Source organism: Acinetobacter sp. FDAARGOS_558 (assembly GCF_003937785.1).
Taxonomy (GTDB): domain Bacteria; phylum Pseudomonadota; class Gammaproteobacteria; order Pseudomonadales; family Moraxellaceae; genus Acinetobacter; species Acinetobacter baumannii.
Genome location: NZ_RKJH01000001.1, coordinates 268,174 through 293,309 on the forward strand (window position 1 = coordinate 268,174; position 25,136 = coordinate 293,309).

The window sequence follows — 25,136 nt, forward strand, 5'->3', positions numbered from 1 at the left end:
AAGCAAAAATGTAAACGTTTACATAATAAGGATTAAGGAGCCGACCATGGCAGAGAATACTGAAGATAAAGGTGTGGTGTATTACTTCAACCGCCAGACAGAGAAAAGCTACTGGCAGCCAAAACCAGCAAACGGTTTCGTCACTGTAGCTATCTCACCAGAATTTGCTCAGATGAAACGTGACTTCTCAATGGGAACACAAACTGTTCCTGTCGGTGGACGAGTTCGTGAACATGCTCATCCTGATCATGAAGAGGTACTGCACTTCATTTCAGGACGCGGCAAAGCAATTATTGACGGGAAAGAATACGTATTAGAACCAGGTGTAACCGTATTTCTAGGTACACATAACTCTCATACATTTATTAATGATGGTGAGGAAGACCTGCATTGGGCTTGGTTCATGCAACCAAGTGGGCTTGAGTACTTTTTCCGGGACATCGGTCGTCCACGTAAAGAGGGAGATCCAACTCCAGAGCCATTTGAACGACCTGAAAATATTGAACAAATTGAAGGAACTGATAAAGGAGTATTTGCATACACTAAAAATACGTGAGTAGAGAATATGACTATTAATGTATTTCATACCATTGAAGGTAGTGGCAAACCAGTAGTTCTAATTTCTGGTTTGGGCGGCCGTGCTTCATTTTGGGATGAAGTAAAAAAAGAGTTATTAGGGCGTTACCAAATCATTACTCTTGATCATCCGGGTGTTGGTCAAAGCCCAATTATTGGTGATCCTAATATTTCTGGAATTGCAGAAGCAGTGATAGAGATTTTAGATCATTACAAAATTCCTTCGGCTCATATTTTAGGACATTCTACCGGAAGCTTGGTTACTCAGTGCCTAGCTCTGGATTATGCAGATCGAGTAAAGAGTATAGTTTTAAGTAGTGGTTGGGCAAAACCAGACCAACGATTTATTGATTTCTTTACTTATCGAAAAGAAACCTTAGCTGTAATGGGGGAACATGCCTATAACGAGCTAACTCGTTATATCGCATATCCATCGGAATACTACGAATATCACTTTAAAAAGGAAAGTGGTGTGGTATCAACTGATTCCCCTAATAAAGAAATGATTTTAAAGCGTATTGATATGTTGTTGTCTTATTCAAGACTAGAGGAACTCAATTCAATACAACATTCAGCTTTAGTCATTGGCGCGAATGATGATTATGTCATTCCATTTTTACATTCAAAGCAACTTTTTCAAGCAATTAGCAATGCTCAATTAGTTGAGCTAAGTGGTGGTCACTTCACACCAAAGGTTAAACCTGCTGCTTATGCTGAGATTGTAAATAAGTTCTGGGAGTCTATGTAATGAGTATGAGTCACATAAAACGTGTTGGTGTTATTGGCTTTGGCGCAATGGGTAAATATGTTGTCCATTCACTACAAACACATTCAGAAAATCTTGAATTATGTTTACTGCTGAATTCAACTCCTGACAATGATGTATTGACTGAATTTAATCCAATAAACATTGAAACTGATGTTCAAGATTTAATTCAGTGGCAACCCGACCTTGTTATTGAATGTGCAGGGCATTCAGCAGTTATTCATCACGTTCCATCACTCTTAGAAGCAGGAATTGATGTTGTAATCGCATCAATTGGTGTTCTAGCAGATACGGTGATTAATGACCAATTACAGTCCGCTGCTAAGCAAGGTGATGCCAGATTAATTTTAGTTTCTGGTGCCGTAGGCGGTCTGGATGCATTACGTTCTGCTAAATCTGCGGGATTAAATACGGTTGAATATCGCGGTAGAAAACCTCCAAAAGCTTGGAAAGGGTCACCAGCAGAGCAAGAGTTTGATTTAGATCAGATTAAAGAACCAACTTGTATTTTTAAGGGTACTGCTGCTGAAGCGGCAATTAAGTTCCCTAAAAATGCCAATGTGACAGCAGCGGTCGCGTTATCAGGTTTGGGATTTGATGATACATCGGTTGAGCTCATTGCAGATCCGACTATCGAAAAGAATATTCATGAGGTTTCAGCAATAGGATCTTTTGGGAACTTAGATATCAGTTTGAGTAATAACCCATTACCTGAAAATCCACGCACCTCATGGTTAGCAGCATTAAGTATTGAAGAAGCAGTTACTAAACAACTGCATAGTTTGACATTCTAGGAAATAATATGAGACTTGAAGGCAAAATTGCACTTATTACAGGTGCAGGCGCAGGGATTGGCGAAGCAACAGCTTTACTTTTTGCAAAAGAAGGTGCAAAAGTTATTGTCGCTGATAGAGACTTTGAAAATGCAAAAAAAGTTGCTGATCAAATTGGTGAAAATGCTTTTGCTGTAGCAGTAGATGTAGCCAAAAGTTCTGATGTTAAAGCTATGGTTAAAGCTGGAGCAGAGCATTTTGGTGGTTTGGATATTTTAGTTAATAATGCAGGGTTTGGTACTTTAGGTACAGTTGTTACACTTGAAGAAGATCTTTGGGATAGCGTCATAGATGTTAACTTGAAAGGTGTATTCCTCTGTTCAAAATTCGCAATTCCTGAATTAATTCGACGCGGTGGTGGATCTATTGTGAATCTAGCTTCTACTATTTCAGTAGTTGGTATTCCAGATCGTGCTGCATATGTAGCAGCGAAAGGTGGTGTGGCGGCATTAACCCGTGCTATGGCATTGGATCATGCAAATGAAGGTATTCGAGTGAATAGCGTTGCTCCTGGTGTTATCAATTCAAGCTACTACGATAAAATGTTTAAAGAAGTTGAAGATCCTGTTGCATTTAAAAAAGGCTTAGAAGCACGTTCTCCTTTAAATAAAATGGGTGAACCGATTGATATTGCTAATATGATTCTATTTTTAGCATCAGATGAATCTACATTCTCAACAGGTGCTATGTTTACTATTGATGGTGGATATACTGCTCGATAGTTTAAGTGATAAAAAATGGAGCATTATGCTCCTTTTTTTATCATTAAATATTTTAAATATTTTTTCTCTTTAAATAAAATTGATATTGTTTTTAATATTAATCATAAAATTTAAATCATTTTAATAGATTATTATAAGTTATTTTAAATTTTAATAAAAAATTGTTTATTTATTGACTTGGTATAACTATTGCTAATATTATGTAAACGTTTACATAGGAGCGTATACATGAAAGTATTAAGTAAATTGTCATTATTACCAATGGCATTAATAGGGATATCTCAAGCAAATGCATTTGATTTTAATGGTTATATAAGATCAGGCGTTGGTTTTAGTGAAAAAGGGGATACACAAAGCTGTTTTTTTCTGGACGGTGCAAAAAGCAAATACCGTTTGGGTAACGAGTGTGAACAGTATGTAGAGTTAACTGGTACTCAGGAATTATATAAATTTAAAGATAATTCTACAGTGGCCCTAAAGGGTACATTGGCGTTATTACAAGATTTTGGTGATGATAAAGATTTTTCTGGAAATAATTATGCCAAATGGGCTGAAGCCTATCTCATGTGGAATAATATCAGCTACTTAAATGGTGCAAATGTTTGGGCAGGTCGTCGTTTCTACAACCGTAATGATATTCATATTTCAGACTTTTATTACTGGAATCAGAGTGCGACAGGATTTGGTATAGATAATTTTAAATATAACGACTTGTACTATTCATATGTTTTCTCTCGTAAGGATGACGTCTTTCAGGATAAACCAGTAAACCGCCATGATATTACTGTAAGTGGATTTAATACCAACCCAAATGGAACACTAAGTGTAGGGGTAAGCTATATCCCAAAAATAGATGAACCAGATAGCCATTCAGGTACTTCATTTAGCGTTCAGCATAAACAAAAGCTAGGTAAACTCAACAATACCTTGGCCTTTCAATATGGTTATGGTCCAGGAACTGGCTTAAGTTATACCGGTGATACAAGCTTATCGAGTAAGGATAAAAGCTGGCGTGTAGTCGAATTTATTGATGGGCAAATTACTGAAAACTTTAGCGCCCAAGCGGAGTTGATTTACCAGAAAGATGAACGTGAAGAAGCCTCAAATGAACAAGAATGGTATTCAGCTGGTGTACGACCGGTATATGCATTGAATGATCAATTTAAGCTGGTAGGAGAGTTGGGTTTTGATGCCGTTAAACGTGATAAGACCGCGACTTTAACTAAATTAACCTTTGCACCTACATGGTCACCAAAAGGAAAAGGGTTTTGGGATAGACCAGAATTCCGTTTGTATTACACCTATGCGATTTGGAACAAGGAAGCCCAAGAGCGTGCTAATTTGAACAATGCAGGTTCTACATTATCGTCAACGGGTAATTTTGGTACATCACGTAATGGCAGCAATTTCGGATTGCAAGTAGAGTATTGGTGGTAATAGCTAAGAAGAAAGGCTCATAAGAGCCTTTTTTTATATCATTTTTAATGTTGTATGTTTAATATTCTTTATATTTAAATTTTCTATATTTTTTTGGCTTTCTGAAAATAAAATAATCTCATTCGGATTAGGAAACTCAACTATATTCAATTGAATATTATCCTTGTTGTTTTCTGCAACACTGTTAATTACATTTTTTAATGTACTTACTTTGCAGTCGATTTCATAAATGTTGAGATTTCTTTGGAAATTAAAGTTATTATTTCGATCAGTAAGGTTTAAAACTTTTAAATCTTGTTCGTGAATAAGTGGTGCAGCATATTGAATGAAATCTTCTTGCCAGCTCTGTATTTTAGCCAATTCTTGCCTTAATAGGTGTCTATGTTCTAATGATTCATATTGCCATAAATGATAAAAGTGAATATATCCATCTTGCTCAATATTCCATTTACCTTTAAGAATCCCATAATTATCTAAACGGATTGGTAAGCATTTATCATTAAATAGTTTTAAGTATTTCGACCAATTTTCAGGTGTGAATTTATAATGTCTTAGTTCATAGATCATAGCTTATTACCTCTAATAACGTATTTAAAAAAATGATCTAAGTAACTTATGTATGAATATTTCCCATCATATCCGATACTAGCTACTTAGATCGATCTTAGAAATTTAATAAATGGGTAGAAACTTAAATTTCTAAGAGGTCTGTCGTTTTGGAATTAATTCAATTTTTCGTATACGCAAATACTCCTTTATCAGTTCCTTCAATTTGTTCAATATTTTCAGGTCGTTCAAATGGCTCTGGAGTTGGATCTCCCTCTTTACGTGGACGACCGATGTCCCGGAAAAAGTACTCAAGCCCACTTGGTTGCATGAACCAAGCCCAATGCAGGTCTTCCTCACCATCATTAATAAATGTATGAGAGTTATGTGTACCTAGAAATACGGTTACACCTGGTTCTAATACGTATTCTTTCCCGTCAATAATTGCTTTGCCGCGTCCTGAAATGAAGTGCAGTACCTCTTCATGATCAGGATGAGCATGTTCACGAACTCGTCCACCGACAGGAACAGTTTGTGTTCCCATTGAGAAGTCACGTTTCATCTGAGCAAATTCTGGTGAGATAGCTACAGTGACGAAACCGTTTGCTGGTTTTGGCTGCCAGTAGCTTTTCTCTGTCTGGCGGTTGAAGTAATACACCACACCTTTATCTTCAGTATTCTCTGCCATGGTCGGCTCCTTAATCCTTATTATGTAAACGTTTACATTTTTACCTAAATTTTAGCGCGCATGTGGAGTAGTAATGCTCACTTGTTTTGGTTTCATATGCACTATCGTTAAGAATATAAATGCAAGTACTGGAAGTACCATCGCTATGCGTAGCGAATAGTCTGTAGAAACAGATCCAATAATGATAGGGGCAATTAAAAATCCTGTATAACCTAATGTACCATTTAGAGCATAACCAACAGCAGGTGATTCCGGGAATACTTTACCTGCTCGACTATAAAATACAGGAATCATATTACCCAAACCTAGACCTACTACTAAGAATCCTAAAATAGAAACTGTAGGAGTAGGGAAGATAATTGCTAATAGTAAACCAATTGCACCCGCAAGACCTGAAGTAATAAGAACCTTTGATTCACCAAATTTATTAATAAAGTAATCGCCAGATAAACGTGTAAGTGCCATAGCCAAACTAAAACCAGCAAAACCTAGGGCAGCAATATTCGTTGAAACATGACTGATATCTGTCAAATATAATGAGCTCCAATCAATTAGAGTTCGTTCAATAAATAAGGCGAGGAAAGTTAAAAATGCAAGATAGAGTAGAGTACGATTTGGTAATCTAAATTTCACTTTTCCTTCATTAGCTTGGACTTCAGGACGAATATCTACTAAGAAAAAGGCTGAGATTATAGTTGCAACGAATACGAGCACTCCAGCTAAGGTTAAACAGTAAGTTGCCCCTAATTTATCTGAAAGTAAAACAGCAACAGTCGAAGCACCAATTAATCCACCTATGCTAAATAAAGCATGGAAAGAGGGCATAAGTACTTTTTTTCTTTCAATCTCGATTACACATGCATGACTATTCATTGCTACATCATAGATACTGTTTATAACGCCAAGCAGTAAAATACTAGCAACAAAAGTCGTATACGATGGTGCATATGCACATAAAGGAATAGTGAAAGATAAAAGAATCCCTCCTAACACCAAAGTATTCCGTGTACCAATTTTAGTGGCCAAGATACCAGCTATGTACATAGTAATCATTGTACCGGCGGCAAAACCACTTAGTGCAAAACCAAGCTGTTGGTCAGTTAATGCAAGATTTCGTTTAAGTTCTGGAATATTGGTAGCCCAGATAGCAAGTACAACACCATTAATAAAAAACATAAGGGATGTAGCTAACCTTGCTCTTAAAAGTAAACTTTTATATAGCATTTTTCTCTCCTTGAAATTTATGCCACTTTAAAATAATCAGTATCTGATATTAAAGATTTAGTACCTTTTATGATATCGGCCATTTTTTCGGCCATCATAATGATCGGTGCATTCAAATTACCACTCGGGATCTCAGGCATGATCGATGCATCCACAATCCGCACATTGTCTAAGGTGTGAACACGACCAAACTCATCAACCACACTCATTTCATCGTGCCCCATACGGCATGTACAGCACGGATGATAGTTGGTACCTGCATTGTCTCTTAGCATTGCCAGAATTTCTTCATCTGTCTGTACATTCGGTCCCGGTGTAACCTCTTCACCACGTAAGTGATCCCATGCCTTTTGCGATACAACATTACGGATCGCCTTAACCGCATCAATGGCATCACGTCTGTCTTCTTCTGTACTTAAAAAGTTAAATCGGAATTTCGGTGCTGCAAACGGATCGGCACTTCCTAACCATACTCGGCCGGTACTCGTCGGACGCATAAGACTAAAGAAATACTGGAAGCCATTTTCCAGTTGGACGCTACCGTGCTGGAATTCACCTAATAATGGAATGAACTCAAACTGAACGTTAGGCACTTTAATGTCATCTCGAGTTCGAATAAATGCACCCACTTCAAAGAAGTTAGTTGCACCCAAACCTTTCTTAAAGAACTGCCACTGGGCACCCAGCTTTGCTTTACCAAACAAGGTGAGTTCTTTGGCAATCGAAACATTTTGGGTTGCACGGTATTGAACCGGCGCAGCCACATGGTCTTTAAGTCCTTGGCCTACGCCAGGTAAGTCAGCAACACATTCAATTCCATGTTCTTTCAAATGGGCTTTGTCACCAATACCTGAAAGCATCAGGATGTGTGGAGTATGCAAGGCACCAGCAGATAAAATAATCTCACGTTTAATCTCAATGACCTGAGGCATACCATGCCAATGGAAATGGATACGTACAGCTTTCTTCTTATCGAACTCAATACGGGTCACTTGTGACTTGTCACACACATGCAAACGGCTGATATCCTTATTTTCATGGATATAAGCACGTGATGTATTCCAGCGTAAACCTTTATGGATATTACGTTGGGTAATATGAACGCCTTCTTGCTTGTAACCATTATGGTCATCTACACGTTCATAACCTGCCTGTACACCCGCTTCAAGAAAGGCTTGATACAGTGGGTTATTTGCTTTACAGGTTTCAATTTTCATTGGACCTGAATCACCACGGTATTCATCACCGCCTTTATCGAAAGATTCAGCTTTTTTGAAATAAGGGAGGCAGTCTTTATAGCTCCAGCCTTTAGCACCTAAAGCTTCCCAGTTATCGTAATCCCATGGATTACCACGAACCCAGTTCATGCCGTTGATTGATGAAGAACCACCGAGTACTCGACCGCGGGCTTCATAAATCTTACGGTTATTTAACTCTGGTTCTTCTTCAGAATGCATGTACCAGTTGAAACGGTCATCTGTAAGAGGGAAACCCAAGGCAGCTGGCATGCGAATATATAAACTATCGTCAACCGGACCTGCTTCAAGGAGCAGGACTTTGACATCTTTATCTTCAGCTAAACGTGCAGCGATAACGCTTCCTGCTGATCCTGAACCAACCACAACATAGTCATATGCTGATTGTACTGTTCTTCCGTATATGTCGCGCATAATACAAGCGTCCTCAGTTGTGTGTGAACTAAACATATGCAATGTAAACGTTTACATTTTATGTTTTAAAAAAAACTGATCGATTGATTCAGCTTAATCTTAAGTAAACATTGCAATTGTTATGCCACTTTAAGCAAAAGTAAAAATGCTAATTTCCTAAATCTTTTGCTCACCGTAATAAATTCCATTTAGTTACTGTTGCACCACAACAGAACTTCTTCTAACTAAAATGTAGCATTATTGTTCCTTTTTGTGCAAGCGAATATTTAGACCTGAGCAGAAGATGATGAAAATACCTAAAAAAGTTGTTAAGTCTGGAATTGTTCCAAAAAATATAAATCCTAAAAGTGTTGCAAAAAGAATTTGCATATAGCTGTAAGGTGCTAATTTTACAGGTGATTCAAGAACGTATGCTTTATTAAATAAGGTATGTGCGAACGTACCAAATACACCTACTAAAAGAAAAAATATGAGGTCATTAGGAGCGATTTTTTCCCAAAAGAAAGGTAGTACCAAGGAGGTTAAAAAAAATGCATAGAATCCAAGATAATAGTTAGATATAAGGCTGCTTTCATACATACTAGTTATTTTTGTAAGCACTTGATAAAAAGCAAAAAATAGAGCAGCACACATTGGGAAGATAATTTCTATTTTAAAAATATCTCCCCCAGGTCTAGCAATGATAAGTATTCCGAAAAAACCAATCATAATCTTTATTAAATCATCCTGAATAACCTTCTCTTTTAGAATAAAAAAAGAGAAAATCAAAACGAAGATTGGCGCTAAAAAATTGATTGCTGTAGCTTCAGATAATGGGATGTACTTTAATCCAGTAATAAAGCTTAAGCCAATCAAAGACATTAACAAGGCTCTTAAAAAGTGAATGCGCTTAAACCTAGAAAGTTTTTTAATTTTGATACTATGAAAAGTTGCAAATAAAAAATGAAAAAGATACCTAAACCATAAAATTAAAATGATTGAATAATTTTGGTTCAACTTTTTACCTAAAAGGTCATGAAAGGCTAAACATAAAACACCGATTACAACAAAAAATACTGCCTTTACTGACTTTGACATGTCAGAGAGAATTCTCATAAATTCCTCTAACTTAAATGTTGGATAAAGAAGTTACTACTACGTTCAAATGCTAGACGTGCCTGTGCAGCAGAGAAATTTGGACGGTAAGGGCAGTTGAATCCATGACCAGCAAGTGGATAGCGATATATCTTAAATTTATTATTTTTAAGGCTAAGCAGCTCAAGTTCTTGAATTTCATGAAGTGTAATCAGATGATCATTATCCGCTACATGAAAAAGAGTAGGGCAGTTAATTAATTCTATTTGCTTGAGGTACTCTCTTACCTTGCTACCATAATAACTGACAATCGCAGCAATTTTTTTATGATGTAAAAGATAAGTTAATGTACCTCCCATACAAAAACCTAATACACCTAACTTATAGTTTTTATCTAATTTAAAAATAAAATCAATAACTTGGTTTAAATCTTCGGCAGTTAAATTGAAATCTAAATTTGCATATAGTTTTCTAGCAATTTTTGTACTTTCCTCATCATAATCAAGACATACATTTTGTTGCTGTCTCCAATAAATATCTGGAATAAAGACCTCATAGCCTAATACAAGATACTGTTCTGCCACTTCATAGATGTGTTTATTTAATCCCCAAATTTCAGGTAATAAAAGAATACCGCTTTGAGTTTCACCTAAAGACAAGCGCTTAAGAGTTAGACATTTATTTTGTTCATAAATTACCTCAACTTCAGAAATATTCATGAAAAAGCCTCAATTATTGTAAACGTTTACATTTTATATGTATTAAGGCTTAAAAATAAACAGATAAATATGGCTACTTTGTTATAATTGCAGTAATTCTTATTGTACGATTTTATCTTAGTCGGTTTTATTATGGGTCAAAATAATAATGTTATGGAAAAGTTGAACTCAGTAAGTGTAATTGATGTTGCTAAAGCAGCTAACGTTTCTATTGCAACAGTTTCACGTAGTTTTAATAAACCAGAAATGGTAAAACCTGAAGTTCGAGAAAAAATCTTAGAAATTGCTGCTAATATGGGATATACCGCAAATTCTGCAGCAAAATCATTAAGATCAAAAAAGACTAAAGTGATTGGTGCAATTATTCCAACCTTAGATCACTCGATTTATGCAACCATGATTAATGCTTTTCAAAAGAAGCTATCTGAGCAAGGTTATGTTGTATACATCTTAACTTGTGGTTTTGATGCAAGTGATATCTTTGATAAGGTCACATTACTTTTGGAAAGAGGAGCAGAGGCTTTACTCATCGTAGGAGAGATTCTTGATAAAAATTTAGAAAAGTATTTATTAAAATTTAAAATACCTACAATTTGTACTTATTCATATCATCATGATTCTAAATTTCCATTTATTGGATTTGATAATTACGCTTCAACAACCACTATTGTAGAATACCTTTATTCTTTAGGTCATAAAGAAATAGCAATGATCTGTGGGCCTTTAAAAGGCAATGATCGACAAATTGCTCGAGTAGAATCTTTTAAAAATTTTATGACATCTAAGCAAGCTGAGCATTCAGTTTGGGAGTGTAAAAATCAATATAATATTGCGAGTGGAAAAGAAATCCTTAAGGAAATAGTCATATCTAATCCGAATGTCAGTGCCATCATCTGTAATAGTGATGTAATTGCTTTTGGTGTTCTTGCTGGAGCAAAAGAACTTGGTATAAAAATACCTGAACAATTAAATGTTATTGGTTACGATAATTTAGAATTTGCAGAATACCTAACTCCTCCTTTAACTACATTAAATATTCCAGCAGAGGAAATGGGCATTCTAAGCGCTAAAGCGGTATTGGATAATTTAAACAATCAACAGCCTTTAAAGTCATATTTGTTAAAAACCGAACTGATTGTTAGAGAGTCAACTAATCCAGATTAAACGAATGAAGTTAAGGTTATCACTCATTTTATATGAGTATTTTAATTGTGAGTGGTAACCAGATAGCTGTGAAAACCCCATTAATCGCCATTCCAAATGCAGCATAGCGTCCAGCAACAGGGCTTCTTTGCCATGCTTGAGCCGTGCCTATAGCATGTGCTGCTAAACCTAAAGCTAATCCTGCAGCTCTTTCATCATTAATATTTTTAAGTAGTAAGGGTGAAAATGCTGCTCCTATAACGCCTGAAAGAATTACAATTAAGGTAACAAGAGCAGGGGGAGCATGAATAATTTCTGCAATATTTAGAGCGATAGGTGTAGTGATGGCTCTAGTTGTAAAAGAAATAATCATGGATGTTGATAAGTGTAATAAGTAGGCAAGCCCTACTGGTAATCCAACAGCAAGAGTACTAGCACATAAAACTAAAGCTGATATTTTTGAAATTGGAAAATCTTCATACTTTATTGTTGCTAAAGGAATTGCAAGCGCAACGGTGACATACCCTAAAAGTCGATTAAATAGAGGACTTACTGTCTCTATATAGTCATTATAAGAAACCTTACTTATTACAAGTAAAATTAAAATAATGAACATTGAGTAGACTATTATCGGTATTCTAGGAATATATGAATAAATTAGCTTAGCCGTTAAATAGCCTAATACAGTAATTAAAAAATAAAGTATAAACAACATGTTAAAGTACTCTTTCTGCAACGAATGCAAATAGTAACAATGGTAAAAGGGTGCTTATGACGAGAATACTCAAGAAAAGATATAAGCTGTCCTCAAGATGAAAAAGCATGATTAAAGAGCCAACGCATACGGGTAAAAATGCAAAGACACTTTCTTTCATTATCAGTTGATTAGCAGTAATCAAGGAGGAGGGAATACCTTTAAATTTTCTATATATAACGAGACTTATTAATAGTAAGAACAGTCCTACAAGATTACTAAGTTCTGGATGCCCAAAATAGTTCATAAAAATTAAAGATAATTCACGGACTGAAACAACAATAACAATCATTAGTACAATGGATTTAAGAATAGAGATCATAGTTAGATAAACTCAAAAGATGATAAATTCTAATAAAAGAGCTAATAAATGTAAACGTTTACATTCATTGGTTCTTTTATTTATTTGCGTCTATTTGCGTCACTTTTCTTTTCCTTGAGAAATTGTAGGGAAATCATATTCAAGTGAAACTTTCTAGCATGAATATGGTGACTCAATTTAATTCATGGATAGAGTAGAGGAGTCGATTTGTACCTGCTATTTAAAGTGAAATTGAGTCTACTTCAAGAAAATATTTGATTGAAATCAATCAAATATTTAATCCTAATTCAAGGGTAGAGTATGGCTGAGTGGATTAAGAAAGCACAACCGACAGATCAGCGTGTTGCGCAGAATGATAAGTTAAAGGAAGACGTGTCACGAATTTTACTAGATATTGAGAATCGTGGTGATGTTGCTGTAAGAGAGCTATCAGTCAAATTCGATAAATGGGAGCGTCAAGATTATCGACTTACTGATGCTGAAATCAAACAATGTATGGATCAATTAACTGAGCGTGAGTACGAAGATATTAAATTCGCACAAACCCAAGTTCGTCGTTTTGCTGATGCTCAACGTCAGTCAATGTTAAATGTCGAAATTGAAACAATACCTGGAGTTTTGCTTGGGCATAAGCATATTCCTGTAAATGCTGCTGGTTGCTATGTACCAGGTGGAAAATATCCATTACTTGCTTCAGCACATATGTCTATTTGTACAGCAAAGGCTGCTGGTGTTAACAACATTATTACTGCAGCTCCGCCATTTCAAGGTAAACCAGCTCCATATATTGTCGCTGCGCAGCATATGGCTGGCGCTGATGCAATTTATTCACTTGGTGGAATACAGGCCGTAGGTGCAATGGCGATTGGGACTGAAAGTATTCCTGCTGTAGATATTATTGTAGGGCCTGGTAATGCCTATGTTGCTGAAGCTAAACGTCAATTATTTGGTCGTGTTGGTATAGATCTTTTTGCTGGACCTACAGAAACATTATTAATTACTGATGATAGTGTTGACGCAGAAATGTGTGCAACAGATATCCTTGGTCAAGCCGAACATGGACCTGATTCACCAGCCGTCATGTTGACGACTTCTCGTGAGTTGGCATTAGAAACATTAAAAGAAATCGATCGCTTATTAGATTTACTTCCAACTGCAGTTTATGCCCGTACGGCTTGGGAAAACTTTGGTGAAATTATTCTTTGTGAATCAAATGAAGAAATGGCGAAACTATCAGATTTTTATGCTTCTGAACATGTCCAAATTATGACGCATGATGATGATTACTTTCTTAAAAATCTAACGAATTTTGGTGCCTTATTTGTAGGACCAAGAACTAATGTTTCTTATGGCGATAAGGTTATTGGTACTAACCATACTTTACCAACAAATAAAGCAGCTCGTTATACGGGAGGTCTATGGGTTGGTAAATACCTTAAAACTTGTACTTATCAACGTGTACTTACAGATGAAGCATCAGCTCAAATTGGGGAATATTGCTCACGCTTATGTCTAATGGAAGGCTTTGTTGCACATGCTGAGCAAGCGAATCTACGTGTTCGTCGTTATGGCAAGAAAGACGTTCCTTTTGGTCAAGCTGCAGTTTAAAACTGGGCTAAAAAAGTTTTGTGAAAAATAAAATTTTGAAGAGTTTTGATTTTAATTTAAGGACGATTAAATTGTGAAGAAGAGATTAACGGGTAGTCAGATTGTTGCCCAAACCCTAAAGAATTATGGCGTTGAATATGTAGCCGGTATTCCTGGACACGGTATCTGGACCCAAACTGATGCTTTCCTTGAGGAAGAATCAAAAATCAAGTTCATTCAGGTTTTCCATGAACAAAGTGCCGTGCACTTGGCTGACGGTTATTACCGTGTTGCTGGTAAACCAATGGCTGCGTTTACCTCAATCGGTGCTGGGGCAAGTAATACAGTTATTGGTATGGCAACAGCATTTACTGACTCAACCAGTGTCATGCTAATTACGGGTGGACCACCAACACACATGCGTGGCCATGGCCTTCTTCAGGAGCTAGAACGTTATACAGATAATGATTTCCCTAAAATCGCTGAAGCCGTATCTAAACGTCACTGGGTTGTCACCCGTGTTGAAGAATTACCTTTTGCCATGCATCGTGCATGGAGTGCGATGACTACCGGACGTCCTGGCCCGGTTCATATTGAAATTCCAATGGACGTTCAGGCTGAAGCTGCTGAAGTTGCGCTTCATCCACTGAGTGAGCGTTTACCTGTCGGCAAAGTTTATCCGGATCCGGAAGCTGTTGCAGCTGCAGCAGATGTATTACGTGATGCCAAACGTCCTGTTATGGTTATTGGTGGCGGTGTAATTACTGGTGAAGCATGGAATGAAGTTCTTGCACTGGCTGAACATCTGCAAATCCCTGTTGTAACAACCTGGAATGGTAAAAGTGGTTTCCCTGAAGATCATAAACTCTTTGCAGGTAGTGTAGGTCAAACAGGTACCCTATGCGGTAATAAAATCGCATCAACTGCTGATGTCATCATTGCTGTTGGTTGCCGTTTCACTGACTGGTCATCATCAAGCTATGCCAAAGGCGTCACCTTTGCTATTCCACCATCTAAGCTGATTCATATTGATATTGATCCGCATGAGATTGGCAAGAACTATCCGGTGACAGTCGGAATTGTATCGGATGCCCGTTATGCCTTGGCTCATATTCTTGAGAATATGAAAGAAGATACGGTAGAACGTAGTGAATACATGCAGGCTTTGAAAGAAGCACAAGATGAATGGGAATCCAAGTTAGCAACCCGTCGTGATTCGAACCGTTTCCCATTTACTTCGCAACGCCCACTTGGTGCATTACGTAAGATCTTCCCACGCAACACGATTGTAGTTGTTGGTTCTGGTAACACTCAAGGTGCAGTTAAACAGACTTTCCCTGTTTATGAACCGCGTACCCATTTAACTTCTGGTGGCTTCTCATCAATGGGTTGGGCAGTTCCAGCAGCAATTGGTGCAAAACTGGCAGCGCCGGATCAACCTGTAGTCTGCATTTTAGGTGACGGTGATTTCTTAATGACCTCACAAGAGATTGCAATCTGTAAAACCAATAATATTCCAGTGGTGTTCATTATTCAGAACAATGCAGGTTATATGTCGATCCGGGGTGGTCAGCGTAAGTTGATGAGTCGCCATGTAGGTACAGAGTTTAATACTCCTGACGGAGAACCATACTCACCTGACTATAAGCTTATGGGTGAATCCTTTGGTTTACGTTCGTGGCGTGTAGAGAGTGCTGAAGAGTTAGAGCCAGTTTTACAGGCAGCTTTAGATAGTAATGAACCGGTATTAATTGAAATCCCGACAGACCGTGATGCAGCAGGTCCATGGGTGCCGGGATGGTGGGATTTCCCGATTCCGGAATACATCACTGACGAGCGTCAGGATGAATACCATGAGTTCCGTCAATCTGAACAGCATTTGTAATCTATTTAAAAGTAATGACTAAACAAGTCGAAGATCTTTCAATTTGATTTGAAAAGATCTTCACTTGTACATGTTAATCACATGACTAATGGTTGTTTAAAACCTGAATTAATGGAAGGTTCGCATTTATTGTGGACCTGCAACATCCAATTCAAAGCAAGTATATTGTATGGAAAAAGAAGCAGATATAGTCATTATCGGATCAGGGATTGGAGGCAGCTCTTTAGCTTACAGCCTAGCAGATTCTGGTAAGCGAATCGTGATATTGGAGCGTGGCGAATATTTAAAAGATTCCTTCGAAGCTCGTGATGATGCTTCAATTTTCTTAAAAGGTTTCTACAAATCCTCTGAAGTGTGGGAAGGTACTGATGGAGAGAAATTCCTACCAGGTAATTATTATTATGTAGGTGGAAATTCGAAATTCTATGGGGCGGTCATGTATCGCTACCGTGCAGAGGATTTTAAGCCAAGAAAACATATGGAAGGAAGTGCTCCCGGTTGGCCAATTCCCTATTCAGAGATTGAACCATGGTATGAGCAGGCTGAGGAACTATTTAAGGTTCATGGAAAAGCAGGAGAGGATAAGACAGACCCACCTCGAGCTAACTCGTATCGTTATGATCCAGTACCTGATGAACCAGCGATTGCTTCTGTTCGTATGCGGCTTAAACAGGCAGGTGTGAATCCAACTACCTTACCTTTGGCAATTGATATAGAAAAATGGCTTGATCGCGCCCCAACAGGCTGGGATGCATTTCCTAACACAGGATTAGGGAAAATTGATGCGGAAGTTGGTCCTTTAGCTCGAGCTTTGACGTATCCAAACGTTTCTTTGATTACAGACGCAAGAGTTTTACGCCTTGAAACTGATATCAGCGGAGAGAAGATAACTTCAGCTACTTATATTAAAGATGGCAAAGAGTACCAGATTCATGCTGATATCTTTGCAGTTGCCGCGGGGGCGGTACAGTCCGCAGCATTGTTACTAAGATCAGCAAATAAAATATATCCAACAGGATTAGCGAATAGGTCAGATCAGGTTGGAAGAAATTTTATGAATCACAATACAACCGCTTTGATTGCAATTGATCCAAGAGCAGAAAATACTTCTGTATATCAAAAGACTCTTGCATTTAATGACTTCTATAACAAGGATCCAGAAACAGGTTTCCCTTTAGGAAATGTTCAATTACTTGGTCATATTACAGGAAATATACTCAAGGCTAATTTGCCTTCACTATTTCCTCTATGGTTATCAAATTTAATTGCTCGTTACTCGTATGGTTGGTTTCTTACAAGTGAGGATCTTCCTAATCCTGAAAGCCGCGTTATGGTACGAGATGGCCAAATTGTGATGCATTGGGTACGTTCCAATATGAAAGCACACAATGAATTGATTAAACGTACTCGTGCTGTCATGAAAAAAGCAGGTTTTCCTATTGTACTGACACACACATTTGGGCGAAAAACTACTTCTCATCAGTGTGGCACAGCCAGACTGGGAAATGATCCTAAAACATCTGTGGTCTCACCGAATTGCCAGTCTCATGATATTTCAAACCTTTACATTACTGATGCATCAGTTTTGCCAACGTCTGCTGCAGTAAACCCTGCTTTAACAATAGCGGCTTTAGCACTTAAAGCAGGAGCAGCCATTAAACAAACTTTTTAAACATACATTTAAAGCAGTTAACGGTAATGCGTTTGATTTGTAAAACAAATCTATTGCACCGATGGTATTTAACTCAAGAGTGCCAATTTTTCAGATGGTGCTTTATGAGTTAATGAATATTTTAATTTCTATTTGTGGTGTGTATCTAACTTTACTTTAAAGGGATTTAAGTATGAAAAAACGTGATAATTCTCTTATTACACAAAGAATTCGCTTAGCAAGATTAGCTACTTTTGGTGGCTTCATGCTAATAGGCGCAATGATTTATGTTTGGTCAACTAGTGTTAGTGCTTATCGGCATTATCTAGGATTAAATGGAGCTGAAGGTGATGCAAGTTTCGGTATCATTGCGTTAGGTATAGGGGTTGGATCTGCTGTTGGTGCTCTAATAATTGGGCGATTTATCGACTTATTTGGAGCAAAAAGTGTAGTAGGGTGCACACTGATTTTATATCCAATTTCTATCATAGCGATGGGGTATATTCCAGAGTTTTGGTTTGCATTTGCCGCTGGTGTAGTAATGGGATTGTTAAGAGGGGCAACTGATTCAGCATTAAATGCACATGGAGTTCAGGTTGAACGCTTTTATAAACGACCAATTATGTCAGGTTTTCACGCCTGTTATCCTTTAGGGGGATTTATATTTGGTATGTTAGGTAGTTATTTTGCAGGTATAAGCCCAAATAGCGCCACAATTCCATTTACTATATTGGGAGGTGTGTTACTTATTGTTAGCTTTATTTTATCTAGATTCTTATTAGATAAGCATGAGATTGTTGAAGATGATTGGCAGGAAAATCATACTGAAAATTCTGATGATAAATTAAATAATTACTCTAATGGCTATATTGTACTGCTCATGATTGGTTTTGGGATCTTATTGCTTGCAAGTATGTTTGGGGAAAATGCTGTAGGTGATTGGGGACAAGAATATATGCATCGTACTTTGGGTACGACTACAGCTGTAGCTGGTATGGCGATTAGTTTCTTCTCAGGTGCGCAATTTATTGGAAGACTATTTGGTGATCGTTTAACGGAAAAATTTGGTGCTCCAAAAATTGTTTTTTGCAGCGGAATATTAGCTATTTTAGGTTTACTTTTACAAACATTTGGAGGAAGTGTACAGCTTGTTTTTTGCGGATACGCTTTATTTGGTTTAGGTTTATCCTGTTTAGCTCCGATTATGCTATCAAGTGCAGGTAGGAAAGACCCTAAAAATGCAGGGCGTAATATTAGTATCGTTAATGGAATTGGGTACTCTGGTATGCTTTTAGCTCCTGCAATACTTTCAACTATAGTAAGTCAGTTTGGTATTGAAAGATTACTTTATTTCCCTATAGCTCTAATGATAATTTTCGTAATCATCACACCTATTATAATGAAAGAGAAAAAGAAAAATAAATTTGTCAAACTTCAAAACGCGAATTAGAAGAAGGCATCCACCTTATAAATTAATAAGGTGGATGCTACATACTAATGAATAGGAATTAAAAATGACTAATATTTTTCCGGACATTTATTTTTTACATAAATTGGCTGATGTGGCAGATGCAGAGACATTACCTAGATTCAGGTCTCATATAGATTTAGAAATTCAAACAAAGCTAAAAAAGAATGTGAGTTTTGATCCTGTAACTATTGCGGATAAAGCTGCCGAATATGCCATGAGAAAAATGATTACAGAATATTATCCTGATCATTCAATCATGGGAGAAGAATTTGGAGCGATTGAAAACGGAGAAATAAGATGGATTTTGGATCCCATTGATGGTACTAGACCCTACCTACTTGGTATTCCAGTTTGGGGAACTTTAATTGGATTAGAGCATAATGATAAAATGTGCTTAGGTATGTTAAGCCAACCTTTTACCAATGAGCGGTTTTGGTCTGATGGAGAAAGTTCATTTCACCAATACAATAAAGTGCAAAAAAAATTAAAAATTCAAAGGAATAAAAAAATAAGTGAAGCGATATTACATATCAATCATCCTCGTTCATCAAATCTATACCCGCATATCAACTTCACTGAATTATCTGAACAGGTTTTAATGACACGTTATGGCGCTGAATGTTATGCCTTTGCAATGTTGGCAGCTGGGTATATTGATATTTGTTTTGAGTTTAGTTTACAGCCATACGATATAGCCGCATTGATACCAATTATAGAAAATGCTGGAGGAGTGATTTCAACACTTGATGGATCTTCAGCACACAAAGGTGGAACAATCGTCGCTGCTAGTTCTCAGTTGCTACATGAACAAGCATTAAAGATATTGAATAGTTAAAAATATATAAAAGTCTCGAGATAAACTTATGAAAATTTATTTAAATGGGCAAATTACGCCTACTGATTGTAAAAATTTACTTGAACTAATTCAATATCTTGCATTGGAAAATAAACGTTACGCTATTGAATTTAATTCAAGAATTATTCCAAAAAGTAAATTGGAATGTACAAATATATCTGAATTTGACCGTATTGAAATTATTCATGCTGTCGGTGGTGGCTAAGTTAGGAGTTATGCATGCAGGATCTATCTTTTATTAGAGACAATTCACTCATTATTGGTTCACGTTCTTTTCAATCTCGTTTATTGGTTGGAACTGGCAAATATAAAGACTTAAATGAAACGGATGTAGCTATTCAAGCTAGTGGTGCAGAAATCGTAACAGTCGCAATTCGTCGTGTGAATATTGGACAAAATCCAGATCAACCAAATTTACTTTCGGTCATCCCACCAGAAAAATATACAATCTTGCCAAATACCGCAGGGTGTTTTGACGCTGACAGCGCAGTACGTACGTGTATGCTAGCGCGCGAGCTACTTGATGGTCATAACCTAGTAAAACTTGAAGTGTTGGGTGATGAAAAAACCTTATATCCAAATGTAACCGAAACTTTAAAAGCGGCTCGTACTTTAATTGATGACGGTTTTGAGATTATGGTCTATACCTCTGACAACCCAATCATTGCTCAAGAACTTGAAAGTATGGGCTGTGTTGCAATTATGCCTTTAGGTAGTTTGATTGGTTCAGGTCTAGGTATTTTAAACCCGCATACCATTTCAATTATTAAAGAAAATGCCAAAATACCGGTTTTAGTTGATGCTGGCGTTGGTACAGCAAGTGATGCCGCAATTGCGATGGAACTTGGTTGTGATGGCGTACTGATGAATACAGCAATTGCAGCTGCTCAAAATCCTATTTTGATGGCTTCTGCAATGAAAAAAGCTGTGGAAGCAGGACGTGAAGCATTTTTAGCGGGTCGTATGCCACGTAAACGCATGGCAAATGCGAGTTCACCTGAGACGGGTTATTTCTTTAAATAAAGAGGAATAGGTTTTTTAGGTTAAATATGCGTCATAGTGCGTTATAAAATATAGAGTTGAGAAATTGTTTATTAATGTTCTGATTTTTATATTAAATCCAGTGATAGGAGGATACCTATTTCTGGATTTTTAATATTTAAATGGAAGTTTTTTCAATATGGAATTTTATAAACGTATAGCACTATTTAATACATTTTTACTACCACTCACTGTCATACATGCATTTGAATTTAATGGATATATAAGATCGGGTATTGGATATAGTGAAAAAGGGGACACACAAAGCTGTTTTTTTCTGGACGGTGCAAAAAGCAAATACCGTTTGGGTAACGAGTGTGAACAGTATGTAGAGTTAACTGGCACTCAGGAATTATATAAATTTAAAGATAATTCTACAGTGGCCCTAAAGGGTACATTGGCGTTATTACAAGATTTTGGTGATGATAAAGATTTTTCTGGAAATAATTATGCCAAATGGGCTGAAGCCTATCTCATGTGGAATAATATCAGCTACTTAAATGGTGCAAATGTTTGGGCAGGTCGTCGTTTCTATAACCGTAATGATATTCATATTTCAGACTTTTATTACTGGAATCAGAGTGCGACAGGATTTGGTATAGATAATTTTAAATATAACGACTTGTACTATTCATATGTTTTCTCTCGTAAGGATGATGTATTTCAGGATAAACCAGTAAACCGCCATGATATTACTGTAAGTGGATTTAATACCAACCCAAATGGAACACTAAGTGTAGGGGTAAGCTATATCTCAAAAATAGATGAACCAGATAGCCATTCAGGTACTTCATTTAGCGTTCAGCATAAACAAAAACTAGGTAAACTCAACAATACCTTGGCCTTTCAATATGGTTATGGTCCAGGAACTGGCTTAAGTTATACCGGTGATACAAGCTTATCGAGTAAGGATAAAAGCTGGCGTGTAGTCGAATTTATTGATGGGCAAATTACTGAAAACTTTAGTGCTCAAGCGGAGTTGATTTACCAGAAAGATGAACGTGAAGAAGCTTCAAATGAACAAGAGTGGTATTCAGTTGGTGTACGACCGGTATATGCCTTGAATGATCAATTTAAGTTAGTAGGAGAGTTGGGTTTTGATGCAGTTAAACGTGATAAGACCGCGACTTTAACTAAGTTAACCTTTGCACCAACATGGTCACCAAAAGGAAAAGGATTTTGGGATAGACCAGAATTCCGTTTGTATTACACCTATGCGATTTGGAACAAGGAAGCCCAAGAGCGAGCTGATCTGAACAATGCAGGTTCTACATTATCGTCAACGGGTAATTTCGGGACATCACGTAATGGTAGCAATTTCGGATTGCAAGTAGAGTATTGGTGGTAATAGCTAAAACAATAAAAGAAAAGGCTCGTAAGAGCCTTGCGATAAATTACTCAAAATTCTTAAGCTCCACCCCATATCGTTTTTGAGGTATCTGCTAGAAGGTATTCTTTAATTTCAAATGGAATTGATGAATCATTTATCTCTAGAACAGTAGTAGCTTGAAGATGATGCTTTTTAAGAGGCCCTGTGTCGATTAATTGGAATGCCATTTTGGTGGCAAAAGGTTGCCTAAAAGATGTAGAAGCAATACCTGACAGAATACCGTAAAGAAACCTAATAGGACGTCTATGCTGTGTAGTTAATATAGAAAAAGTCATTTCATTATATTGCTTTTCTTCCATATCAATCATAAAGACTCTATCTCCAAGCATAAAGCAGAAGCCATCATATCGAAATTTGAAAGCATTTTTTTTAGGGTTATCTAAGTGAGGGAAGTGTTCAATAGTTACATATTGAACTAGTGCATCTTTGCGATATAAATAAGTTAAAGAACGAAGAATTTTACCTTTATAAATAGATGAATAATGATATCTGTAATAAACCCCTAAATATTCCTCCATGAGTTCTGGTGTTGCTCTAGCAAGGTGTAAAAAATCATTGAACTGGTTTGAGTATCGAAGGGTTGTTGGTATTTCATTTTCTAATCCCTCATATAAGCATTTAAAGTCTTTAGGATTTATTAAAAGATCTTTAGCTTCAATCATAAAATAGCGGGCAATTTTTTGAAGAACTTTTTGAGAAGGAATATGTTGACCAGCTAGATATTTGTTAAATTGCTGCCTGTTTACATCAATTTTCCGACACATATCTGCGACAGAACGACAAGATGAAATTAATGTAATTAAATTTTGTTGAATATGATTGATGAGCTCGCTTCTTCCTTGAGCAGTTACATTTGTTCTTTCCTGAACATTATTCATAAGAATCACCATATTACATAAAATTAAATATTTAGTTTTCTATAAATCAAAAAGGATTTTTTAGTAAAAGTAGTAACTGATTTGTTTAGTTACTACTTTTAAATAGATTACAAATGCTGTTCAGATTGACGGAACTCATGGTATTCATCCTGACGCTCGTCAGTGATGTATTCCGGAATCGGGAAATCCCACCATCCCGGCACCCATGGACCTGCTGCATCACGGTCTGTCGGGATTTCAATTAATACCGGTTCATTACTATCTAAAGCTGCCTGTAAAACTGGCTCTAACTCTTCAGCACTCTCTACACGCCACGAACGTAAACCAAAGGATTCACCCATAAGCTTATAGTCAGGTGAGTATGGTTCTCCGTCAGGAGTATTAAACTCTGTACCTACATGGCGACTCATCAACTTACGCTGACCACCCCGGATCGACATATAACCTGCATTGTTCTGAATAATGAACACCACTGGAATATTATTGGTTTTACAGATTGCAATCTCTTGTGAGGTCATTAAGAAATCACCGTCACCTAAAATGCAGACTACAGGTTGATCCGGCGCTGCCAGTTTTGCACCAATTGCTGCTGGAACTGCCCAACCCATTGATGAGAAGCCACCAGAAGTTAAATGGGTACGCGGTTCATAAACAGGGAAAGTCTGTTTAACTGCACCTTGAGTGTTACCAGAACCAACAACTACAATCGTGTTGCGTGGGAAGATCTTACGTAATGCACCAAGTGGGCGTTGCGAAGTAAATGGGAAACGGTTCGAATCACGACGGGTTGCTAACTTGGATTCCCATTCATCTTGTGCTTCTTTCAAAGCCTGCATGTATTCACTACGTTCTACCGTATCTTCTTTCATATTCTCAAGAATATGAGCCAAGGCATAACGGGCATCCGATACAATTCCGACTGTCACCGGATAGTTCTTGCCAATCTCATGCGGATCAATATCAATATGAATCAGCTTAGATGGTGGAATAGCAAAGGTGACGCCTTTGGCATAGCTTGATGATGACCAGTCAGTGAAACGGCAACCAACAGCAATGATGACATCAGCAGTTGATGCGATTTTATTACCGCATAGGGTACCTGTTTGACCTACACTACCTGCAAAGAGTTTATGATCTTCAGGGAAACCACTTTTACCATTCCAGGTTGTTACAACAGGGATTTGCAGATGTTCAGCCAGTGCAAGAACTTCATTCCATGCTTCACCAGTAATTACACCGCCACCAATAACCATAACAGGACGTTTGGCATCACGTAATACATCTGCTGCAGCTGCAACAGCTTCCGGATCCGGATAAACTTTGCCGACAGGTAAACGCTCACTCAGTGGATGAAGCGCAACTTCAGCAGCTTCAGCCTGAACGTCCATTGGAATTTCAATATGAACCGGGCCAGGACGTCCGGTAGTCATCGCACTCCATGCACGATGCATGGCAAAAGGTAATTCTTCAACACGGGTGACAACCCAGTGACGTTTAGATACGGCTTCAGCGATTTTAGGGAAATCATTATCTGTATAACGTTCTAGCTCCTGAAGAAGGCCATGGCCACGCATGTGTGTTGGTGGTCCACCCGTAATTAGCATGACACTGGTTGAGTCAGTAAATGCTGTTGCCATACCAATAACTGTATTACTTGCCCCAGCACCGATTGAGGTAAACGCAGCCATTGGTTTACCAGCAACACGGTAATAACCGTCAGCCAAGTGCACGGCACTTTGTTCATGGAAAACCTGAATGAACTTGATTTTTGATTCTTCCTCAAGGAAAGCATCAGTTTGGGTCCAGATACCGTGTCCAGGAATACCGGCTACATATTCAACGCCATAATTCTTTAGGGTTTGGGCAACAATCTGACTACCCGTTAATCTCTTCTTCATTAATA

At 37.4% G+C, this 25,136-nt stretch carries 24 protein-coding genes; 14 read left to right on the top strand and 10 right to left on the bottom strand.

All coding sequences use genetic code 11. The features are described 5' to 3' along the window. Nucleotides 1-46 precede the first annotated feature (46 nt). The 5 genes from EGT34_RS01245 (at nucleotide 47) to EGT34_RS01265 (ending at nucleotide 4,334) form a co-directional block, all read left to right on the top strand. Nucleotides 47-556 carry a cupin domain-containing protein gene (locus EGT34_RS01245; RefSeq protein ID WP_024432727.1) on the top strand — a complete coding sequence of 170 codons (510 nt, stop codon included), beginning with the start codon at nucleotides 47-49 and terminating at the stop codon, nucleotides 554-556. Nucleotides 557-565: 9 nt separating this feature from the next. Then, entirely contained in the window at nucleotides 566-1,324 is a 759-nt protein-coding gene (locus tag EGT34_RS01250) for an alpha/beta fold hydrolase (RefSeq protein ID WP_024432728.1), read from the top strand. After that, a complete protein-coding gene (locus EGT34_RS01255) occupies nucleotides 1,324-2,136 on the top strand; it encodes an aspartate dehydrogenase (protein ID WP_024437598.1) in 813 nt (270 codons plus the stop codon). The genes EGT34_RS01250 and EGT34_RS01255 overlap by 1 nt, the downstream gene beginning before the upstream one ends. An 8-nt stretch (nucleotides 2,137-2,144) precedes the next feature. Then, complete coding sequence (locus tag EGT34_RS01260) at nucleotides 2,145-2,897, top strand: SDR family oxidoreductase (RefSeq protein ID WP_024437597.1); 753 nt, start codon at nucleotides 2,145-2,147, stop codon at nucleotides 2,895-2,897. 228 nt (nucleotides 2,898-3,125) lie between these two features. Beyond that, nucleotides 3,126-4,334 (top strand): maltoporin, encoded by a 1,209-nt coding sequence (locus EGT34_RS01265; RefSeq protein ID WP_042791608.1) that lies wholly within the window; start codon nucleotides 3,126-3,128, stop codon nucleotides 4,332-4,334. 33 nt (nucleotides 4,335-4,367) lie between these two features. Here EGT34_RS01265 and EGT34_RS01270 read toward each other — a convergent pair whose 3' ends face one another. From EGT34_RS01270 to EGT34_RS01295, 6 genes are all read right to left on the bottom strand, one after another. Next, nucleotides 4,368-4,901, bottom strand: a complete 534-nt coding sequence (locus EGT34_RS01270; protein ID WP_024432732.1) for an NIPSNAP family protein — start codon at nucleotides 4,899-4,901, stop codon at nucleotides 4,368-4,370. A 160-nt stretch (nucleotides 4,902-5,061) separates the two neighbouring features. After that, nucleotides 5,062-5,568: a cupin domain-containing protein gene (locus EGT34_RS01275; RefSeq protein WP_024437034.1), complete on the bottom strand. Its 507-nt coding sequence runs from the start codon at nucleotides 5,566-5,568 to the stop codon at nucleotides 5,062-5,064. Nucleotides 5,569-5,619: 51 nt separating this feature from the next. Further along, the gene (locus tag EGT34_RS01280; RefSeq protein WP_024432734.1) at nucleotides 5,620-6,792 is read right to left on the bottom strand and encodes an MFS transporter; all 1,173 of its coding nucleotides are present in this window, start codon (nucleotides 6,790-6,792) and stop codon (nucleotides 5,620-5,622) included. Between the two features lie 17 nt (nucleotides 6,793-6,809). Next, nucleotides 6,810-8,462 (bottom strand): choline dehydrogenase, encoded by a 1,653-nt coding sequence (locus tag EGT34_RS01285; protein ID WP_024432733.1) that lies wholly within the window; start codon nucleotides 8,460-8,462, stop codon nucleotides 6,810-6,812. Between the two features lie 237 nt (nucleotides 8,463-8,699). After that, entirely contained in the window at nucleotides 8,700-9,539 is an 840-nt protein-coding gene (locus EGT34_RS01290) for a DMT family transporter (RefSeq protein WP_158315915.1), read from the bottom strand. Nucleotides 9,540-9,565: 26 nt separating this feature from the next. Next, nucleotides 9,566-10,255 (bottom strand): dienelactone hydrolase family protein, encoded by a 690-nt coding sequence (locus tag EGT34_RS01295; protein WP_024437043.1) that lies wholly within the window; start codon nucleotides 10,253-10,255, stop codon nucleotides 9,566-9,568. Between the two features lie 132 nt (nucleotides 10,256-10,387). Here EGT34_RS01295 and EGT34_RS01300 point away from each other — a divergent pair, with 132 nt between their 5' ends. Next, nucleotides 10,388-11,419, top strand: a complete 1,032-nt coding sequence (locus EGT34_RS01300) for a LacI family DNA-binding transcriptional regulator (RefSeq protein WP_024432738.1) — start codon at nucleotides 10,388-10,390, stop codon at nucleotides 11,417-11,419. Nucleotides 11,420-11,447: 28 nt separating this feature from the next. Here EGT34_RS01300 and EGT34_RS01305 read toward each other — a convergent pair whose 3' ends face one another. Next, a complete protein-coding gene (locus EGT34_RS01305) occupies nucleotides 11,448-12,113 on the bottom strand; it encodes an LrgB family protein (RefSeq protein ID WP_024432739.1) in 666 nt (221 codons plus the stop codon). Between the two features lies 1 nt (nucleotide 12,114). Further along, nucleotides 12,115-12,474, bottom strand: a complete 360-nt coding sequence (locus tag EGT34_RS21190) for a hypothetical protein (protein WP_024432740.1) — start codon at nucleotides 12,472-12,474, stop codon at nucleotides 12,115-12,117. A gap of 300 nt (nucleotides 12,475-12,774) precedes the next feature. Between EGT34_RS21190 and hisD the strand changes: the two genes are divergently transcribed. The 8 genes from hisD to EGT34_RS01350 all read left to right on the top strand — a co-directional run bounded on the left by hisD (nucleotide 12,775) and on the right by EGT34_RS01350 (nucleotide 22,313). Further along, entirely contained in the window at nucleotides 12,775-14,082 is a 1,308-nt protein-coding gene (gene hisD, locus EGT34_RS01315; RefSeq protein WP_024437042.1) for a histidinol dehydrogenase, read from the top strand. 73 nt (nucleotides 14,083-14,155) lie between these two features. Continuing rightward, nucleotides 14,156-15,946: a thiamine pyrophosphate-binding protein gene (locus tag EGT34_RS01320; RefSeq protein WP_024437041.1), complete on the top strand. Its 1,791-nt coding sequence runs from the start codon at nucleotides 14,156-14,158 to the stop codon at nucleotides 15,944-15,946. Between the two features lie 169 nt (nucleotides 15,947-16,115). After that, nucleotides 16,116-17,618: an FAD-dependent oxidoreductase gene (locus EGT34_RS01325; protein ID WP_024437040.1), complete on the top strand. Its 1,503-nt coding sequence runs from the start codon at nucleotides 16,116-16,118 to the stop codon at nucleotides 17,616-17,618. Nucleotides 17,619-17,790: 172 nt separating this feature from the next. After that, the gene (locus EGT34_RS01330) at nucleotides 17,791-19,047 is read left to right on the top strand and encodes an MFS transporter (protein ID WP_024437039.1); all 1,257 of its coding nucleotides are present in this window, start codon (nucleotides 17,791-17,793) and stop codon (nucleotides 19,045-19,047) included. Nucleotides 19,048-19,111: 64 nt separating this feature from the next. After that, the gene (locus EGT34_RS01335) at nucleotides 19,112-19,903 is read left to right on the top strand and encodes an inositol monophosphatase family protein (RefSeq protein WP_024437038.1); all 792 of its coding nucleotides are present in this window, start codon (nucleotides 19,112-19,114) and stop codon (nucleotides 19,901-19,903) included. Between the two features lie 28 nt (nucleotides 19,904-19,931). Continuing rightward, a complete protein-coding gene (thiS, locus tag EGT34_RS01340; protein ID WP_024437037.1) occupies nucleotides 19,932-20,129 on the top strand; it encodes a sulfur carrier protein ThiS in 198 nt (65 codons plus the stop codon). Between the two features lie 32 nt (nucleotides 20,130-20,161). Next, nucleotides 20,162-20,947, top strand: a complete 786-nt coding sequence (locus EGT34_RS01345) for a thiazole synthase (RefSeq protein ID WP_024437036.1) — start codon at nucleotides 20,162-20,164, stop codon at nucleotides 20,945-20,947. A 157-nt stretch (nucleotides 20,948-21,104) separates the two neighbouring features. Next, entirely contained in the window at nucleotides 21,105-22,313 is a 1,209-nt protein-coding gene (locus EGT34_RS01350; protein ID WP_044114014.1) for a maltoporin, read from the top strand. A gap of 59 nt (nucleotides 22,314-22,372) precedes the next feature. On the opposite strand, the gene EGT34_RS01355 is transcribed toward EGT34_RS01350, so the two are convergent. Then, a complete protein-coding gene (locus tag EGT34_RS01355; RefSeq protein WP_024437609.1) occupies nucleotides 22,373-23,233 on the bottom strand; it encodes a helix-turn-helix domain-containing protein in 861 nt (286 codons plus the stop codon). A gap of 107 nt (nucleotides 23,234-23,340) precedes the next feature. After that, a complete protein-coding gene (locus EGT34_RS01360; protein ID WP_024437041.1) occupies nucleotides 23,341-25,131 on the bottom strand; it encodes a thiamine pyrophosphate-binding protein in 1,791 nt (596 codons plus the stop codon). Nucleotides 25,132-25,136 lie beyond the last annotated feature (5 nt).